The organism is Glaciecola sp. G7-5, assembly GCF_055808975.1.
The window spans coordinates 676,295-692,652 of record NZ_CM147892.1 but is presented as its reverse complement, the minus strand read 5'-3'; the positions used below and the strand labels follow the sequence as shown (position 1 = coordinate 692,652).

General features: G+C 35.0%; 16 protein-coding genes. 13 read left to right on the top strand and 3 right to left on the bottom strand.

What is annotated here, in order from left to right:
- Nucleotides 1–11: 11 nt before the first annotated feature.
- Complete coding sequence (gene gmd / locus AC0L6H_RS03100; RefSeq protein ID WP_473392521.1) at nucleotides 12–1,136, bottom strand: GDP-mannose 4,6-dehydratase; 1,125 nt, start codon at nucleotides 1,134–1,136, stop codon at nucleotides 12–14.
- A 1,002-nt stretch (nucleotides 1,137–2,138) separates the two neighbouring features.
- On the opposite strand from gmd, the gene AC0L6H_RS03095 reads away from it, so the two are divergent.
- The 13 genes from AC0L6H_RS03095 to AC0L6H_RS03035 all read left to right on the top strand — a co-directional run bounded on the left by AC0L6H_RS03095 (nucleotide 2,139) and on the right by AC0L6H_RS03035 (nucleotide 13,843).
- Nucleotides 2,139–3,251, top strand: coding sequence for a nucleotidyltransferase family protein (locus tag AC0L6H_RS03095; protein ID WP_473392520.1), 1,113 nt, complete (start codon nucleotides 2,139–2,141; stop codon nucleotides 3,249–3,251).
- A gap of 444 nt (nucleotides 3,252–3,695) precedes the next feature.
- On the top strand, nucleotides 3,696–4,940 hold the full coding sequence (locus AC0L6H_RS03090; protein WP_473392519.1) for an oligosaccharide flippase family protein: 1,245 nt from the start codon (nucleotides 3,696–3,698) through the stop codon (nucleotides 4,938–4,940).
- 41 nt (nucleotides 4,941–4,981) lie between these two features.
- Nucleotides 4,982–5,950, top strand: coding sequence for a sulfotransferase family protein (locus AC0L6H_RS03085; protein WP_473392518.1), 969 nt, complete (start codon nucleotides 4,982–4,984; stop codon nucleotides 5,948–5,950).
- Between the two features lie 16 nt (nucleotides 5,951–5,966).
- Nucleotides 5,967–6,473 carry a hypothetical protein gene (locus AC0L6H_RS03080; protein ID WP_473392517.1) on the top strand — a complete coding sequence of 169 codons (507 nt, stop codon included), beginning with the start codon at nucleotides 5,967–5,969 and terminating at the stop codon, nucleotides 6,471–6,473.
- Entirely contained in the window at nucleotides 6,446–7,216 is a 771-nt protein-coding gene (locus AC0L6H_RS03075; protein ID WP_473392516.1) for a hypothetical protein, read from the top strand. Before AC0L6H_RS03080 ends, AC0L6H_RS03075 begins: the two co-directional genes overlap by 28 nt.
- On the top strand, nucleotides 7,203–7,991 hold the full coding sequence (locus AC0L6H_RS03070) for a glycosyltransferase family 2 protein (protein WP_473392515.1): 789 nt from the start codon (nucleotides 7,203–7,205) through the stop codon (nucleotides 7,989–7,991). The genes AC0L6H_RS03075 and AC0L6H_RS03070 overlap by 14 nt, the downstream gene beginning before the upstream one ends.
- A gap of 195 nt (nucleotides 7,992–8,186) precedes the next feature.
- Nucleotides 8,187–8,648, top strand: a complete 462-nt coding sequence (locus AC0L6H_RS03065; protein WP_473392514.1) for a hypothetical protein — start codon at nucleotides 8,187–8,189, stop codon at nucleotides 8,646–8,648.
- Nucleotides 8,645–9,520, top strand: coding sequence for a nucleoside/nucleotide kinase family protein (locus AC0L6H_RS03060; RefSeq protein ID WP_473392513.1), 876 nt, complete (start codon nucleotides 8,645–8,647; stop codon nucleotides 9,518–9,520). Before AC0L6H_RS03065 ends, AC0L6H_RS03060 begins: the two co-directional genes overlap by 4 nt.
- Complete coding sequence (locus tag AC0L6H_RS03055; RefSeq protein WP_473392512.1) at nucleotides 9,517–10,653, top strand: aminoglycoside phosphotransferase family protein; 1,137 nt, start codon at nucleotides 9,517–9,519, stop codon at nucleotides 10,651–10,653. Before AC0L6H_RS03060 ends, AC0L6H_RS03055 begins: the two co-directional genes overlap by 4 nt.
- A gap of 13 nt (nucleotides 10,654–10,666) precedes the next feature.
- A complete protein-coding gene (locus AC0L6H_RS03050; protein ID WP_473392511.1) occupies nucleotides 10,667–11,896 on the top strand; it encodes a glycosyltransferase family 4 protein in 1,230 nt (409 codons plus the stop codon).
- A 2-nt stretch (nucleotides 11,897–11,898) separates the two neighbouring features.
- Complete coding sequence (locus AC0L6H_RS03045) at nucleotides 11,899–12,054, top strand: hypothetical protein (protein WP_473392510.1); 156 nt, start codon at nucleotides 11,899–11,901, stop codon at nucleotides 12,052–12,054.
- A 2-nt stretch (nucleotides 12,055–12,056) separates the two neighbouring features.
- Complete coding sequence (locus tag AC0L6H_RS03040; RefSeq protein WP_473392509.1) at nucleotides 12,057–13,070, top strand: glycosyltransferase family 4 protein; 1,014 nt, start codon at nucleotides 12,057–12,059, stop codon at nucleotides 13,068–13,070.
- Nucleotides 13,071–13,105: 35 nt separating this feature from the next.
- Nucleotides 13,106–13,843 (top strand): WecB/TagA/CpsF family glycosyltransferase, encoded by a 738-nt coding sequence (locus tag AC0L6H_RS03035; protein WP_473392508.1) that lies wholly within the window; start codon nucleotides 13,106–13,108, stop codon nucleotides 13,841–13,843.
- Between the two features lie 123 nt (nucleotides 13,844–13,966).
- Here the strand turns inward: AC0L6H_RS03035 and AC0L6H_RS03030 are convergent, their stop codons facing one another.
- Together AC0L6H_RS03030 and AC0L6H_RS03025 are read right to left on the bottom strand one after the other, a co-directional pair.
- Nucleotides 13,967–15,388 carry an O-antigen ligase family protein gene (locus AC0L6H_RS03030; RefSeq protein ID WP_473392506.1) on the bottom strand — a complete coding sequence of 474 codons (1,422 nt, stop codon included), beginning with the start codon at nucleotides 15,386–15,388 and terminating at the stop codon, nucleotides 13,967–13,969.
- Complete coding sequence (locus tag AC0L6H_RS03025; RefSeq protein WP_473392505.1) at nucleotides 15,381–15,827, bottom strand: hypothetical protein; 447 nt, start codon at nucleotides 15,825–15,827, stop codon at nucleotides 15,381–15,383. The genes AC0L6H_RS03030 and AC0L6H_RS03025 overlap by 8 nt, the downstream gene beginning before the upstream one ends.
- Nucleotides 15,828–16,358: the final 531 nt, after the last annotated feature.

Below are 16,358 nucleotides of genomic sequence, written 5' to 3'. Positions count from 1 at the left end.
TGCCGTAAATGCTATTCAGTAGACACTGACACTTTGTAACCATGCGACTTAAGCAAGGCATGCTGTTTTGCTACCTGCAAGTCAGACAACACCATTTCTTTACACATTTCTTCTACGGTAATTTCGGGTACCCAACCTAGCTTTTCTTTTGCTTTGGTAGGGTCGCCAAGTAGTGTTTCTACTTCGGCAGGGCGGAAGTAACGTTCGTCTACCTTAACAATTACGTCACCCACTTTTACGCCTTCAGCGTTGTCGCCAGTAATTGCGCTAACAACAGCGGTTTCGTTTACGCCTTCGCCTTTAAATTCTAGAGTAATACCTAACTCGGCAGCCGACATACGCACAAACTCGCGTACCGAAATTTGCTTACCGGTAGCTATTACGAAATCGTCAGGCGTTTCTTGCTGAAGCATCATCCACTGCATGCGCACGTAGTCTTTAGCGTGGCCCCAGTCGCGTAGCGCGTCCATATTACCTAAGTATAGGCACGGCTCTAATCCTTGAGAGATATTAGCCAAAGCACGCGTAATTTTGCGCGTTACAAAGGTTTCACCGCGGCGCGGTGATTCGTGGTTAAACAAAATACCGTTACACGCATACATGCCGTATGACTCGCGGTAGTTTACGGTAATCCAATAAGCATACATTTTCGCAACAGCATAAGGTGAACGCGGGTGGAAAGGCGTAGTTTCAGACTGCGGGATTTCTTGCACCAAACCATAAAGCTCAGAGGTAGAAGCTTGATAAAACTTCGTCTTTTTCTCTAAACCTAAGAAGCGAATCGCTTCAAGCAAACGCAAAGCGCCGGTGGCGTCAACATCTGCGGTGTATTCTGGTGCTTCGAACGACACGGCAACGTGCGACTGTGCGCCAAGGTTGTAAATTTCGTCAGGCTGCACTTCGCTTATAATGCGAGTTAGGTTTGACGAATCGGTTAAGTCACCGTAGTGCAAAATAAAGTTTGCGTTGTCGATATGAACATCTTCATATATATGGTCTACACGCTGCGTATTAAACAAAGACGACCTGCGTTTAATTCCATGTACTAGATATCCCTTTTCCAACAAAAACTCAGCGAGGTATGAGCCGTCTTGGCCTGTTACGCCGGTGATGAGTGCTACTTTTTGTTGTGTCATTTTTGTTCCTTTTGGTTTGTTGCTTGTTTTATATTTAGCTAAAACTAGTGTGATTTTAGTGCTCGAAGGTTTTGTTTTTCATACAACAAATTTGTTGCAAGAGCATTTGTTTGTTGGCTACTTCGACAAGTATTCTACGATAATTATAAGGCAGTAGAAATAGATGGTCGTGTATATTTAGAGGTTGCTTTTGTTTTGACTATAGTAAAAGCTAGTCTACTCTCGTTAGAGGCGTGTTTTTTGCTTATAATATTTTTTTATGGCAAAGCGTTTTATGAACTCATTTGCGATTTAGTTTTCCGCTACGCTTCCTTATCATCATAATGTTGTTTCAAACAACACCCACACTTCTATTAGTTCAGTCTATTAAATTTCCGAGCTTGTATGCCTGTATCTTTATTAATAAAGATACAGGCATACAAAAGAGCAAAAACAATATTAAAATATTGTCTTTTCTTTTGTGCAATACCACAAAGTTCAATTATTGGAGAAGTGAATAATTGTTTTCGCCTTATTTTTTTGTTCAAAGTTCTAAAGGTGTTGTCCAATTATTTTTAAGACTTACATTTGAATTTTTAGCCTGAATATTCTCGGTTCGATTTCATTGAGATACTCAATAATAACAAGCGTTTAGAACTGCATAGTTCAAAACTTTTTTAACCTCTGTCAAATTCTTTTACATTGAACATTAATTTTGAACCAAGGGAATTTGCAAATCAAAAAATAATCTTTCAAAACAGTATGAAAACGTAAAACATTATTTTGTGTTCGATTGTTGTTCGGATATGCAGTAGCGTTCAAACATAAAAATAAAAACTACCACTCTTATATAAATCAAGTATGTTTGTTAATTACGGTCGTTTATTATAAATCCGGTGACACTATTAAGATGTTCAGGTAAAGTTGGGGACAACTGGACTGCTGTCACTGACAAATGGGACTATGGATAATAAAAAATTGCAATATATGTGCGTTCAGTTTTAACTCCATAAACTATATATTATGTCGATAAAACTCGAAAAAACATTATCTTTTGATTTTACAAAAGAACATAAAAAATCTTATTTTGAATTGTTAAAATTGGCTAGTGGAACTGTAAGCATAACTTGTCGCGATGAAGAACGCGCTAATGCAATAGAAAACCTAAATCAGTTGCCCTCATATGCAAACGTACATAAGCGAATTCTGCCACTTTTAAATGAAAAAGCGATATTGTTAAATGTGCTCAATGAATTATCAAAGGACAGTAAAAATTTACTGACGCGTTCAACTCAACAAGCTATGGTGACAGAAATAGCAGCGAAAGCGCAATTACTCACAATAATCAAAACCCTATCAGAGAAAAAAATCCCAGTGATTCTTTTGAAAGGAGCGGCTTTCGCAGAGCTGGTATATAGTAGTTCTGCGCCGAGAACTTCAAATGATATAGATTTACTAATCGAAAAGAAAAATTGGAACCAAGCTGTAACTGTTATAAGCAATGTAATGGTATATACGGATAAATTACACCACAATGTGTTTGGAAACCTTTATGAGCTCTCGTTTCAACCTAAAAGCAAGGTAGGCGCGGCACTAGATTTACATTCTTCGCTTGTTCATCCGCTGTTATTTAATATTAGCGAAGAGCAGTTGTGGAAAGATAGCTTAATGCACCCCAGCTTTGACAATGAACTAGTCAGAGTTTTATCACCAGACCACGCATTGATTCATCAAGCTCTACATGCATACAAGGATATGAATTTTGCGAAGTATAATTTGGTTGATAGTTACAAATTAATTAAACATGAGAAGATAGATATTGAAAAAACTATTTTAACTGCACGAGAATGGGGAGCGAGCATTCCACTATTTGTATTGTTAAAAAATTGCAAAGATATTTTAGGTAGTGAAATTGATAGCAACGTATTAAATGAAATACGGCCTTCTCCATTGATATTTAATACCATATCGTTGTTATTAAAATCACACTTTGCACAACCCGTGGGGTATAAAAAGTCAATTGGGTATAGATTAAATCAGTTAGTCGGGCAGTTTGTTTTTTCGTGCAGTATTGCGCGGCCATTAGCGTTACAGTGGTTATTTCTCAAAACAAAACTTAGCTACAGAACCCGATAAATAATATAAACATTTAAAATATATAATGAATCATTACCAATATTGATATTGATGTCATGAAGCCCTCAATATCAACTGAACTTCTGAACCAAGGCCTTATGGAATTAAAGAAGTTCATGATTTTCTATTTTGAGAAGTTGCTTAGGAGTGCAGTGAGACTAGTTGAAACCTTTCGATCTAATTATTCTCATGGTCTAACTTAAAGCAGTAAGGTCGCTAGATTTACTTAGCGTAAAACGATTTATGTATTTGGTTTCAAATTTTAATTAATCAAGAAAGACTTACATTACAGATACCATATAAAATACTACGTTCGTTCTGTAACAAACACTTGTTGACTTTAAACAAAGCAGGGTTAAATTTGTCGATAAACCAAAGATCTACCCTATGTGTCTTAAGTAATTCGTTAATTGGTTGATTCTGTAGTATCAAATAGGTTGCATAATGAGCATGGTCCCGAGTGACACAAAAAACTTAATATCGAACTTCTTGTCTTTGTCTGTCTTACAAGGATTAAACATGATTTTGCCCTTAATCACATTGCCTTATTTAGTTAGGGTCTTAGGCGTCGAGACGTTTGGATTGTTATCTTTTGTTTTAGCTATCATTATGTGCTTCAACATATTGGTTAGTTTTGGGTTTGAATTGTCTGCTACCCGCGAAATATCAATGAATAAAAGTAATATTAGTAAAGTTTCTGAAGTTTTTACCGCGGTGATGCTAGTAAAAATTGTCTTGGTTATTGTTTCGTTTTTAATGTTGTTTTTAGCCTCTATATTATTTGACTTCATAGGAAGAAACTACGAATTATATTGCATAACTTTTGGTCTTGTTATCGGCAATGCTATTTTTCCATCTTGGCTGTTCCAGGGGATGGAAAAAATGAAATTTATCACCTACATAAACTTAGTTAGTAAAATAGCGTTTACAATTCCGATATTTATAATGGTGAACAAGGAGTCTGATTATATATATGTCCCTCTCCTCAATTCCATGGGCGCCATTTGCGCTGGTCTTTATTCCTATTATATTGTTTTTAAATTATTCAACATTAAGCTAACAAAGGTTCATTCAAGGTTTATTTTGGCTCAATTAATCAGCAGCTACCATTTTTTCTTATCACGTTTGGCAAATAACGGCAGTCGCCACTATGCTACCACCGTAATCGGGATCAATTTTGGTAATGTTGAGGTTGGTTATTATTCGATGGTTGAAAAACTCTTTTATGCATTCATGAGTTTGGGGGGAATTATATCTCAAGTTATATTCCCATATATGAGTCGAACTAAAAACCTTATTTTTTTTAAAAAGGTTTTAACAATAACTTCTATTGGTACTATTTTAATGTTACTCATTATATTTATTTTCAACGAGTTTATATTGGAAATTGTGTTTGGAGTGAGGAATGAAATGTTGTCAACTCTGTTCATAATAATCTTTGGGGGGTCATTTTTCGGTGTTATAGGCGCGCTGTTGGGTTACCCATTGTTAGCCGCTTTTGGTTATGTGAATCAAGCCAACAATAGTTTGATAATAGCTTCTATTTTCTATTTTCTTTATATTTCTTTGGTAACTTATTTTACTGAAAAACTTGAATTTATAGTTTTATCTTTACCTTTATATATGCTTTGCGGTTTCTTGCTAAAAGTTTATTTCATATATAAAGCTAACATTTTTAAAACATTTTAATGTTGTGAACCTAAGTAACAACTTATTACTCGGAGATTGATTTGAAATCACCTGTTTTCATATTTTCACTGCCTCGCTCTGGCTCGACTCTTTTGCAGAGAATATTAATGAGTCACTCAAAAATTACTAGCCTAGCTGAACCTTGGATATTGCTCCCGATATTATATTCTACTAAAAAAGAAGGGCAAATATCTGACTATTCAAGTAAGGTATCCGCTCTGGCTATAAATGAATTTATTAATAATCTGCCCGCTGGTAATGAAGGTTACAATAAACTGCTAAATAGTTTTTTATCAAATGTATATGCTTCTTGTTGTAAAGATGGTGAGGACTACTTTTTGGATAAAACGCCGCGCTACTATTTAATTATCTCTGAAATTGAAAAAGTATTCCCGGATGCAAAATTCATTTTTTTATTTCGTAATCCACTACATATTTATAGTTCAATCGTTCGCACATGGGGCAAGAATAGGTTCAAAAACACCTTTAACTATGATTTGGATTTACACAAGGGATTCAATTTATTGAGTCAAGGCTACTCGCAACTCAAAGACAAGTCATTCGCATTGCGCTATGAGGATTTAGTTGATAATCCAGAAAAATGTCTAAAATTTTTGTTCAAGTATCTGAACTTAGATTATAAAACTAATCTCTTGAATGACTTTGCGTCTCAAGATACTAAAGGTACCTTTGGTGATCCAACAGGAGTAAAAAAATATCATAAAATTGACTCAAGCTCCTTAAATATATGGAAGGAAACATTTTCTACAGACTATAGAAAAAAACTAATAACTAGTTACGTAAAATCGTTAAAAACATGCGACCTTGAAGTCCAAGGTTATTCTAAGGAGAAACTCCTATACGACATAGCCTCAATAAAAACTAAAACGGACCTTGGAATACAAGATCGAACAGATGTGTTGTACGCAAATATTGTCAGGTACAGTAAAATGAATATTTTTTTAGGTGGGAGTAAGAAAAAATGGACCAAAGGACTTTATTTGTCATGAATGGTATTTGCAACTTATGACTAAAGGCGGTCTTAATTTATTAAACTCATTGAAAGTAGTTATTTTATTTTCTCTGATCAACAGCTCGCTTTTCATTGCCTATTCTCCAAGCAACATAGTGCGTTTAGTTATGGTGGTTATGATGAATTGTGCGGGAATTTTGTTAGTAATAACTTACTTTAAAATCAAGGGTGATATTTCGAAATATTTTCGATTTATGATCGGGTGCTTGCTTGTCTGGGCCATTATAGTATTCGTACGCGGTATTTCTTTTGACCTGAAAGCTTTAGTCTCTCTCTTTGGTCATTATTTAATGGGGTGGGCATGGTTAACACCTTTTGCAATTGTTTTTGGGTTTAAAATGAAAAATTGGGAAATCCTTTTTAATTTTATACCAAAATTACTCCTAGCTGGGTCTGTAATGGGAGTTTTGGCCTACTTTTATTATTATTATTTACAAGATTCGAATCAAAATATTGCATTAGGTTATATAGAATGGTTAGTTTTTTTCCCTTTTTATTAATGACTTACTCATTTCAAAAAAAGAAGAACCGGATAATTCTCTTTGTAGCAATTTTTTCCTATTTATTAGTGACTTCTGGTGCAGCGCAAAGAGCTAATTTGATTTTTCTATTCTTGTTTCTAACCTTTTATACTTTTGAATATTTTAGAAAGCCTGGAACAAACCAAATTGTTTTGAAAACTTTATTATCGATGGTATTGCTATTCTCAGTATTTTATTTAATCTATGGTTTTGAGTATGTAGCACACTCAATTTTTCAAGATGATGAGCTAACGCTTGATACTCGGACCTTTTTGTATGAAGAGTTATTTCTCGATTTTTCAAATATGGATTTAGTTATAGGGCGGGGCGCCCTTGGTACATATTTCAGTCCTTACTTTGAATACTTGCAATTGAGAGGGTTAGAAAGTGTTGATTGGTATCATCGACAAGTAAATGAGATTGGTTATTTACAAATGATTTTGAAAGGTGGTTGGATAATGGTTGTGCTTCACCTTCTTATTCTTTTACCAGCGTCGTTTTTGGGTATAGTAAAGTCAAGGAATGTAATAACAAGAATGTGTGGTTACTACATATTAGCTTATCTTATTTTATGGGCAGTTAGTTATTACTCCGTTTTTTCTTCAGAGTACATCCTCTTGTGGATGGCCGTTGGGACGGTAATCTCCAGCTCAAATAGAGAAATCAGAAACGAAGAGCTATTTACAGGTCAACAAGAGAGCCACAATTTTGGGAATAAATAATTCAGCACTTCCACTGGTAAGCATAATCACGGTCGTATATAACGGTGAAAAATATTTAGAACAAACGATAAAAAGTGTTATTGGTCAAACGTATAAGAACATCGAATACATTATAATTGATGGTGGTTCAAAAGATGCTACGCTTGAAATCATAGCTAATTATAAAAATCACATTAGTTATTTAGTTAGTGAACCTGATAACGGGTTATATGACGCCATGAATAAGGGAATAAAAGCAGCAACTGGCAAGCTTATTGGTATGATAAACAGTGACGATTGGTATGAACTAAATGCTGTTGAAGTAATGGTTGAAGCATTTAGGCAAAATCCAAACAAAACTATATTTCATGCAGATCGTTTTGATATAGGTATGAACGGAGTTAAACAAATAAGAAAATTCAATTCGTCCAATTTTAAATTTAAGTATTATGGAATGACATATAATCACCCTTCGATGTTTATTGCAAAAGAAGAATATGAAATACATCAATACTCTCTTCAGTTGAAAGCACTTGCTGATTATCAATTTGTTCTAGAGGCTTTTTTACGAGACAAAAATACTTTTTTTTACGTGGAAAAAACACTAGTAAATTATCGTTTAGACGGAATAAGTGCGCAACAATCTCTGTATCAGCGATTACATCAAGGTTTTTTGGTATCACGAAGCGTTGGCTATAATTCAACACAAAAACTCACCTTACTAACCATTAGGTTGTTTGCAGGCGTTTTTTATAAGGCTTATCTTAAAATGACCAAGTATTTTAAGGATTTGTAAACAAAATTCTAGAAATCTAATTGCGACAAGATCATCGTATTTTATGAGTCGTTGCAATTAATTGACATATCGGGCAGTAACTAGATTTAGTCTACTGTCGTAATTTTTTTATTGATAACCCTTATTTAACAGTAGCAATTGAAAGGGCTAGTTAATAGTGAGCAGTCGCACAATCAATATGGATCAGTGAGTAAAATGTATAAATCAAAAACTGAATGTCTTAATTTGCTTTTTAATTTTTTTAATTTGAATGAAATTCCTTATTCAGTGGTGGGTGATAGTAGAACCTTACCCGATATCGTGCCTGGAGATGTTGATATAGTAGTGAGTCGGCTAGATATAATAAACATTTGCCATACATTGAAACAGTTCTCTACTGAATATAATTGTGAGATAGTGCAAATGTTGCAGCACGAATGTACAGCTTTTTATTTTGTATTATCATTTTCGAATGCTGATGGTACTGTAGATTATATCAAACCAGACATTTGTAGCGATTACTACCGTGAAGGAAAGGCACTAATAACGGCCGACGAAATATTGCAAAATCGAAGACTTGCTAGAACAAATAGCAACGACGAAAAAGCGTTTTATGTTTCTGCCCCTGAAGTTGAGTTTCTTTATTATTTTATAAAAAAATTGATAAAGGCGGATTGAATTCCCAACAGTTTGAGCATTTAGTAGAGCAATATAAAAAAGCATCAATCGGATGCAAAGCGAAATTGTTAGAGCATTGGCAACCAAACGACGTCGATAAAATCACACAAGCAATGAATAATGAGGAACTAAGTTTTTTGCAATCTAATCTGAGTTATTTTAAAAATCAATTAGCTATAAATACTAAAATGAATTTCAAAAACCACTGGCAGGAATTGAGGCGTAAAGTATCTAGAGTTATAAAACCTACGGGAGTTATTCTTGTGTTTTTAGGCCCTGACGGCGCAGGAAAAACAGCTATAGGAGGGCGCCTTGAAGAAAGATTAAAACCTGCTTTTAGGAACGTAAAACGTTATCACCTACGACCTACTATTTTGGGCAGAAAAGGGGATACAGTAGTTGTTACTAACCCACATGAAAAAAAACCACGGAACGCTTTTAGTTCTATCGCCAAATTAGTATATTTTGTAAGTGACTATTTTATTGGTTATATCTGTGAAATATTACCTTTAAAAATAAGATCTCATCTAATTATTTTTGACCGGTATTATCATGATTTGATTATTGACCCCAAGCGTTATCGTTATGGTGCACCGATGTTTTTAGCCAAAATTACAAGTTGGTTCATTCCAAAACCAGATTTATTTATTGTTCTAGACGCCCCTGCTGACGTTATTCAAGCACGTAAAAAAGAAGTGCCATTTGAAGAGACTCAAAGGCAAAGACTGTGTTATTTAGAGTTTGCTAGCAACAATAGCAATAGCATTGTTTTAGATACGTCAGTTGGAATAGATGAAACAGTAACAGACGGAACTAAACAGATTCTAAAATTCATGACAAATAGACAATTGAAACGACTGCATATCAAATGAAACTGACTGAAGATATCTTGCAAAGATTGTACTTTATGTCCGATCTCGGTAAGTACTGCCTATCTTTCAAGCATAACGAATTTTTAGTTATTCCGGGGAATGATGCTCCGCGGTGGATAATACCAGCAGATGCAAAATATGGCCGAGAGGTATTGTCCGATTGGTCTCCCTATGGACTTGCTTCAAAATTCAAATGGTTAATATTAAAACTCCTGTACCGCTTTAATATGTTAGGTAACATTCTTGGTATTACAAAAATCTACGTTAAAAGTTCGTCTGTAAGATTGTTAGATAAAAACGATTCAAAACAAGAAGCAAAAATAATAGTTGTTCCAGTTATTTATATTGGAACGCCAGGGCCAAAGCAAAAAGCTGTAATTACGTTGGTAGGAGTTGAAAGTCAAAAAGTTTTAGCTGTTGCTAAATTAGCTATTGGTCAAAAGTCAAAGAAAAGCATAATACATGAGGCGGATGTATTAACGAAGCTAGCCAAACTTGGCGTACAAAATGTTCCTAAATTAATATCGAAAAATGATGAAATTGGTCTTACTCAGCAAACAGTATTGCATGGTAAGCTTAGTACAAGGGGCTTGAGTGACGCGCATTTAAAATTTCTGTTGTCGCTGCCAAAATCTGGTGGAAAGTCTACGTTTATAAAACTAGGAAAGGAATTATTGCAACTTTTCGATGACTTAAAACATAATTTTACCACATGGCAACAAACCCAAATTAGTCTTACTATCAACTCGATTACCAGTAACAGAAGTATTGGTTTAGTTTTCAGTCATGGTGATTTTACCCCATGGAATATAAAGAATGTTGCATGTGATAATGTTAAGGTGTTTGACTGGGAAGATGCGCAAGTAAATGGTTTACCTTTTTTTGACATTTGCCACTTTACCTTTATTCAAGCGCATTTGTTCAAAGACTATCAGCTTGTCAACCAGTTAATGGATGCAATTAATAATGAAAAATCGCCGATCGCATGTTATTTAAAGCTAAACCATATAAGGCGTGACGATACTATACAATTGATAAATCTTTATATTATCTACAAAGCTTTTGATAGTGATACCAGCGCTGAATATAAGTCATTTTTAATAGAATGCGTTTTACCGGAATTTAATAGATAGAGTAATAAGCAGAATGAATAGCAATAACAAAAATGTCTTGTTATCAGCATACGCTTGTGAGCCAAATAGAGGTTCTGAGCCGGGTGTTGGTTGGAATTGGGGTATAGAGATAGAAAAATTAGGCTATAACGTATACATTCTCACTCGGCAAAATAACGAAACAACAATAACTGAGTATTGGGAAAACCATAAAAAGCCTGAGAATATAGATTTTATATATTACGACGTTCCCAAGTGGCTTTCATGGTGGAAAAAAGGAGGTCGGGGTGTGAGGACTTACAATCTTTTGTGGCAAATTGGAGCGTATTTAAAAGCAAAGCGGGCGCATCAAGCCCTTAATTTTGAGATAGTCCATCACATTACATTTGGTGTTGTTCGTCAACCTAGTTTTATGGGGAGATTAAAAATACCATTTTTTATCGGCCCCTTAGGTGGCGGTGAAAGCTGTCCTATTGAACTGAGAAAAAATTATCCATTCAAGGGTAAAGTGCTCGATTTAGTTAGAGATATTCTAAATTTATTTGTCAAAATTGACCCGACAATGCTTTACACTTTTGGTAGTGCTACAAAAATTTTTGCTAAAACACCAGAATCAAAATATGTCATACCGAAGATCTTTCATAATAAGACGAAAGTTAGTATTGAGATAGGAATAAATACACCCAAAAATATTAGAAAAAAACCTAAAGCAGATGTTGATGGCGGGCTCATAAAGATGCTGTACGTTGGTCGGTTCACTTATTTGAAGGGTATGCATATTGGTCTAAAAGCTTTCGAATTGGCATACAATCAAAATAAGAATCTTCGTCTAACAATGGTTGGCGAAGGCCCAGAAGAGCATGAATGGAGAAGTTTAACTACAGCCTTTCCGAATGCAATTAACTGGATAGCTTGGGTTGATCAAGAGAGACTTGAAGAAATATATACTGGACATGATGCTTTATTATTTCCGAGCCTCCACGATTCTAGTGGAAATGTTATTTTGGAAAGTATGGCATATGGTCTACCCGTTTTATGTTTAAACTTAGGTGGCCCCAGTGTTATGGTTGATAAGAGTTGCGGCTTGAAAACTGCGGTAAAAGGCCTAACAGAAGAAAAAGTCATTACCAGCTTGAGCTCTAATATTTTAAAGTTTGCCAATAACGAAGTTCTGAGAAGTTCACTTTCCAAAGGTGCACTAGCCAAAGCGAGCGCAATGAGTTGGGAGTCAGCCGTACAAAGTGTTTATGGCGAATACAAATAGAAATGAAAATATTATTAATACATAACTATTACCAAATAGCCGGTGGTGAAGATGTTGTGGTTCAAATTGAAACTGATTTGCTGATTGAACATGGCAATGAAGTATTAACACATTGCATTGAGAATCAACAAATCGACTCTTTTTTTCGAAAGTGTTAGCATTGATTAATACGCCTTTTTCATATTGGCAGTATAAAAAGATGCTTGCAGTGTTAACAGAAAAAAAACCCGATGTGGTGCACGTGCATAACTATTTCCCGCTTCTTACACCAAGTATTTTTTATGCTTGTAAAAGTGCGAAAGTTCCTGTCGTTCATACCTTACATAATTACCGTGCTGTTTGTCCCACTGCGTTGTTGATGAATGATGGGGAAATTAATGAAACTTGCATAAAAGGTACTGCATGGTGGGGTGTAGCTAAACGTGTTTATCGTGGTTCTTTTATTGGTAGCTTTTTTCTCGTTGGTATGATTGAGCTACATAAAAAAATAGGAACGTGGCGAACGAAAGTCGACAGATTTATTGCTTTAACTGAATTTTCTAAGAAAAAATATATAGAGGCTGGATGGCCAGCCAACAAGATAAATGTAAAACCTAATTTTGTTGAGGACTATGTTACTAAAAAAGAAGTAACAGAGGTAAAAGCTAGTTATGCTATTTATGTTGGTCGTTTGAGTAAAGAGAAAGGACTAGACGTTCTGTTCAACGCTTGGCAACATTGTGACTTAACGTTAAAAGTTGTAGGTGATGGACCTTTGAAAAGTATGGTTGAGCGAAATTCTGGTACTTCCATTGATTATTTGGGGCTAAAAGATAAGGTTCAAGTCTTAGAATTAATTGCAAAGGCCGATTTTGTTGTAATGCCATCAACATGCTATGAAACTTTTGGAATGGTTATAATTGAAGCTTTTTCATGCGGAACACCTGTTATTGTGTCAAAGCTTGGAAGTTTAAAAACTCTAGTGGAAAATAGAGTAACAGGTCTACATTTTGAGGCTGGAGATTCGACTGACCTTGCAAACAAGGTCAAGTGGATGATTGATAACCCACAAAAAATTATTGAAATGGGAATAAATGCTAGGAAAGAATATTTGGCTAGGTATACCTCTGAAATGAATTATAGAATGCTAATGAGTATATACCAAGAAGCAATTGCGGAAGCTGAGTTAAGTTGATTAATAATAGTAGAAATGCCTCAAAAATAGTTTCAATGATTGTTGATGTAACTAATATCAACAAAGCAGAGGCGTATGTGGAGTGCTTAGCACATAAAAACAGAGGAGCTTATATCTGTGTTGCCAATGTACACATGTGCATGGAAGTGTTCGATTCGGACGATTTCGAAAACATTGTAAATAGCTCTGACCTCGTCATACCCGATGGTAAACCATTGTCTTGGGCCCAAAGACTACTCGGTAATGCTGAAGCTACACAAGTACGTGGACAAGATATAATGAATGGATTATGTAAGCTAGCTGGCGCTAAATCGTTAAACGTAGGTTTTTACGGTGGTAGCTCTAGTGAACTAATTGAACGTGTTAAGGGCCGATTAGCCGCAAGGTACGGTGATATAAATATTACGTATGCTTTTTCCCCTCCATTTAGAACACTAACCAATTACGAAGATGCAAAGGTTATAAATGATATTAATGACGCTAATGTCAACATACTTTTTGTCGGCATAGGTTGCCCAAAGCAAGAGGTTTGGATGGCCGCACACAAAGATCATCTCAACTGTGTAATGTTAGGAGTAGGGGCAGCGTTTGACTTCATAGCTGGCGAAAAGAAACATGCCCCGCGCTGGGTTCAAGGGCTCGGCTTGGAGTGGCTTTTTCGCTTATGTTCTGAACCTAAACGTTTGTGGCGGCGATATCTCTATACTAATCCTCGATTTATATGGCATTTTGGCAAGCAATGGTTCTCATATAGATTTGAGCGCAAAGATTAAAATATTTTCTGTTATTGTTTCTCAAGTCACTTCAATTGCCTAATTTAGATCTTTTTCGTTGATAAAGCACTCGATATTGGTCTTTATGGACGAATACTAAGTAGTTTTATCGCTATTATCTTTTTACGATTTCTTATTTAGACTCAGCAGTTTAACTCCTATCGCTAGTAACATATAAAAATAGATTGTATTTACCGGTAGATGAAAATTAAAGTCTACGGATGAATGCAATAAAATCGTGGTGGTACCGCAGAAAGAGGCAATTTGTAAGCCATATAAATTACTAGGTTTTTTTATATTGCTTTTTAGACCAATAAATAATTTGAAGTATAAAAGTAATATTGCAAGACCTAATAAACTAAACCCAAGTGTACCTTGATTCGCTAATAATTCTAAATATTCATTATGGGCCCGTTTTGACATTTCTGTTAACAGGAGATCGGGCGGTTTAAATTTATGCTGCAGAATTGGATAGGTGCCAGCGCCTGTTCCTACTATAGGTCTTTCTTTTATAATTTTGTAGGCTGTAACGCGCATTAAGTCCCTACCACTCGGCTCATATCCCTGACTTGCTAGTCTGTGGGTTAAATTACTAGCGATTCCACTAAATACTAATATTAAGCTTAATAAAAAAATAATAAATAAAAGTAACGAAACCTTTTTGAATTTATGTTTGGTTGAACTAGTTTGACTAAATACAACACTGAATATTGTAATTATTATACTAATCAAAAATATCGTAACCGCCCCTCTAGAAGCAGTGGCTAATAGCGCCCAAAACATAAAAGCTGTACATATTAGATATAGACCGCTCATGGATAATGTTAAATCGAAAATATCCCTTAGTCTTACCGCACGCTTTTTGGTTCTTAAACTAGCGTAAAGTAAGCCTAAACCCAGGGGTATAGTGATCGTTAAAAAAGATGCATAATGGTTTTGATAACTAAATGTCCCTCTAACAGTTCGTTCCCAAGAGGGTGTCCAGGGTGGAATTGGTTTATTGATTTCAAGTTGGCCATTTGTAAAATAATTTAATAACGAGTATATTGATATAACAGCGGATGTAAAAAAAAGTACTTTTGCAAGTAAGATAATTCTATTCTTATTAGAAAGTAGTAAAAAAGTGAGTAAGAATGTAGCTATATAGCTAAAGTGTTTGGTTATTTCGATTAACGTTACGTAAGGAGCAATACTAATGAGTCCATTATCATTTACCTCAAGCTCGTATACTAAATCCAATAGGTTATTTGTAGAAATAGGTAGTAGTGGCAAAGGTACTATCTGGATAATTTGAAAAGATAGCCAACCCACAAGAATATAAAGTGGCTTTTTAATATCGTTAATTTTCGTTAAATTATTTCTCGATTCGACAAAAAAGTAGGACGAAAATAACGCAAAAATAATAGCGCTAAAAATTAAAAATTGCCATAATATTTCGCCACCGTGTAGCAAAGGTAATATAGATAGCATGAAAAGGAGGATAGTGAATATTCTATCAGTTGTTGACTTCGTGCCTTGCCCACTATCTTGTTGAATTTTATTCATCCCCTGATTCTCGCAAGTATCGTTTAAATCTAATTTTATGATTTTGTCGACTAAGTAACGGTTCTAAAGCTAAGAGCCTATTATATTTTTTAGCTGATTCAAATGTTAATAAAGCATGGTCAGGGTCTGTCAGCGCATGCGCGATGACCTTTTTGGCATTAATTGTTCCTTCTTTACTTTTACCAATCAAAGCCCAATGTTTAAATAATAATGGTATCAATAGGTTTTGCGTTTTTTTCTCGTAAGGTCCCAATAGCATTGCATTGATCAGTGCGCATTCAAGCGCTTTATTGTTATTTATCTCTTGACTACTAATAAATGTAGCCATTTTGGCCCAAGCGAAGTCCCAACTAGGCTGTCGATTTAAGGTGTTCAGGTAGCTTTCTAAAGCTAATTTTTCATATTCAGAATCTAGAAGTGGCGGTACATTTTTATACATATATTCGTAATAAGTCGCCAAAAGTAAATGTGTACTAGGGTCTAATGAATTTATTGATAGCGAGATTTTGAGTCGATCTCATCATTTGATAAACTAGTTGACTATCATTTGCGCTTAATGTCTGGTGTAGTTGAGAAATAACTACTTGCGGGCGTAACGTCAACATAGACGCCCACGCCCAACACATTGCCCAAAAAGTAAGTAACGTACAAAAACATATCGGAACAAGTCGTGCTAGAATAAGCTTTTTTTGAAACACTTTCTAAATATCAATTTCATCACCGCTTGCTTACATCAATAAATAATTGATTAGATTTGACAATTTGCAGTATTTACCTCGTCTATTGAATATGTTTTAGATGTGCATTATAAAATACAAGAATCTGTGAATTTAAGCTAAAGGTTTATATTAGTAATAAAAAAGAACCAAACATGATTAACATTCTTCGGTCTATGTGAATCACCGTATTCTAAGATTAATTTTCCAATTTATGAATAAAAACCACGGTCTATAATATTCTATGGGATTAA

Coding starts and splice junctions, on each gene's coding strand:
- AC0L6H_RS03095 (WP_473392520.1), top strand. CDS start 2,139: ATGTCGATAAAACTCGAAAAAACATTATCTTTTGATTTTACAAAAGAA.
- AC0L6H_RS03035 (WP_473392508.1), top strand. CDS start 13,106: ATGATTGTTGATGTAACTAATATCAACAAAGCAGAGGCGTATGTGGAG.
- AC0L6H_RS03030 (WP_473392506.1), bottom strand. CDS start 15,388: ATGAATAAAATTCAACAAGATAGTGGGCAAGGCACGAAGTCAACAACT.
- AC0L6H_RS03080 (WP_473392517.1), top strand. CDS start 5,967: ATGACTAAAGGCGGTCTTAATTTATTAAACTCATTGAAAGTAGTTATT.
- AC0L6H_RS03050 (WP_473392511.1), top strand. CDS start 10,667: ATGAATAGCAATAACAAAAATGTCTTGTTATCAGCATACGCTTGTGAG.
- AC0L6H_RS03065 (WP_473392514.1), top strand. CDS start 8,187: ATGTATAAATCAAAAACTGAATGTCTTAATTTGCTTTTTAATTTTTTT.
- AC0L6H_RS03045 (WP_473392510.1), top strand. CDS start 11,899: ATGAAAATATTATTAATACATAACTATTACCAAATAGCCGGTGGTGAA.
- AC0L6H_RS03075 (WP_473392516.1), top strand. CDS start 6,446: ATGGTTAGTTTTTTTCCCTTTTTATTAATGACTTACTCATTTCAAAAA.
- AC0L6H_RS03025 (WP_473392505.1), bottom strand. CDS start 15,827: ATGTATAAAAATGTACCGCCACTTCTAGATTCTGAATATGAAAAATTA.
- gmd (WP_473392521.1), bottom strand. CDS start 1,136: ATGACACAACAAAAAGTAGCACTCATCACCGGCGTAACAGGCCAAGAC.
- AC0L6H_RS03055 (WP_473392512.1), top strand. CDS start 9,517: ATGAAACTGACTGAAGATATCTTGCAAAGATTGTACTTTATGTCCGAT.
- AC0L6H_RS03090 (WP_473392519.1), top strand. CDS start 3,696: ATGAGCATGGTCCCGAGTGACACAAAAAACTTAATATCGAACTTCTTG.